At 65.1% G+C, this 1486-nt stretch carries 1 protein-coding gene; it reads left to right on the top strand.

What is annotated here, in order from left to right; genetic code table 11:
- Positions 1-160 precede the first annotated feature (160 nt).
- Positions 161-1348: an integrase catalytic domain-containing protein gene (locus AC1DIM_RS19730; RefSeq protein ID WP_477712169.1), complete on the top strand. Its 1188-nt coding sequence runs from the start codon at positions 161-163 to the stop codon at positions 1346-1348.
- The last annotated feature ends 138 nt before the right edge of the window (positions 1349-1486 follow it).

Genomic DNA, 1486 nt, shown 5'->3' with positions numbered 1-1486 from the left:
CGCGTTGACTCATAGAAGACCTCCGCGTAGCTGCAGTCGTTGCCTCAGTGGAAAACCTCCGGGAAGGCGCTTCGTTGCCTCACAGGAAGGCCTCCGCCAACGGCGTGGTGCCCGGGCTTGAGGCCTGGCTGCGGTTATGCCCGTTTTCATGGAGCTGACAATGACGCAGAAGCAGGCTGTGACCAAGAAGAAAGCCCTGGCCTATAAGAGCGCCGACCGTGCCGGGAAGTCCCGGATCCTGGACGAGCTCATCGAGCTGACCGGGTGGCACCGCGACCACGCCCGCGCCTCCCTGCGAAGCGCGCTGGTCCTCAAGGTGGTCACGCCGCGCCCGGGGCGGACGCCGGTGTACGGGCCGGAGCTGCTGCCGGCTTTGATCACCTGCTGGGCGGTGCTGCGGGCCCCGGCCGGGAAGCTGCTCGCCCCGATGCTGCCCACGCTGGTGCCGCTGCTGCGTCGGGACGGGGAGCTGGACATCACCGATGCGCAGGCGCAGCTGCTGATGGCCATGAGCGCGGCCACGATCGACCGCAAGCTCGCCCCCGAGCGGGCCAGACTCACCATCCGGGGCCGGTCCCATACCAAGCCCGGCTCGCTGCTGAAGTCCCAGATCCCGATCCGTACCTGGGCGGAGTGGGACGACGCGGTCCCCGGGTTCGTGGAGATCGACCTGGTCGGCCACGAGGGCGGCAACGCCTCCGGGGAGTTCTGCTTCACGCTCACGGTGACCGATATTTCCACCGGGTGGACGGTGAACCGGTCCGTGCGGAACAAGGCGGCCAAATGGGTCTTCGAGGCCCTCGAGCACGTCATCGCGGTGTTTCCGTTCCCGATCCTGGGCATCGATTCGGACAACGGCTCGGAGTTCATCAACGAGCACCTGCTCAAGTACTGCACCGAGCATCAGATCACGTTCACCCGGTCCCGGCCCGGGAACAAGAACGACGGCGCCCACGTCGAGCAGAAGAACTGGGCCAGGGTGCGCGAACTGGTCGGCTACCTGCGCTACGACACGCCCGCGGAGCTGGCCACGCTCAACGAGATCTGGGAACTGGACCGGATCTTCACGAACTACCTGCTGCCCCAGCAGAAACTCCTCGAGAAGCACCGCCACGGGGCCAAGGTCATCAAAAAGCACGATGCCCCGGCCACGCCACACCAGCGGGCCCTCCGTCACGCGAAGATGCGCAAACGCCCCATCATCCAGATGAACGCCGTGTTCAAACGCATCAAGCCCGCCGCCCTGTCCCGGCAGATCCTGGCCATGACCGGTGAACTGGAAACGCTGTCGCTGGCGAAGAAGCCGGCCGCCATCAAACCAGCCGTCAACAGGGCATGGAACGCCTGAACCACCCGGAGCTTTTTCAATGAGGCAACGAAGCGGCCCGCCGGAGGCCTCCAACGAGGCAACGAAGACACCCATCCGGGGATATTCAAATGAGGCAACGAAGTATCTCTGCCGGAGGTATTGCTTTGAGGCAACAGG

This window comes from Pseudarthrobacter sp. 01T43, from assembly GCF_056398665.1.
Note: the sequence above shows the minus strand (reverse complement) of the source record. Positions and strands in the feature narration are given on the sequence as shown.

Bases quoted from the DNA above. Each gene is read 5' to 3' on its own strand.
- AC1DIM_RS19730 (WP_477712169.1), top strand. From the start codon at position 161: ATGACGCAGAAGCAGGCTGTGACCAAGAAGAAAGCCCTGGCCTATAAG.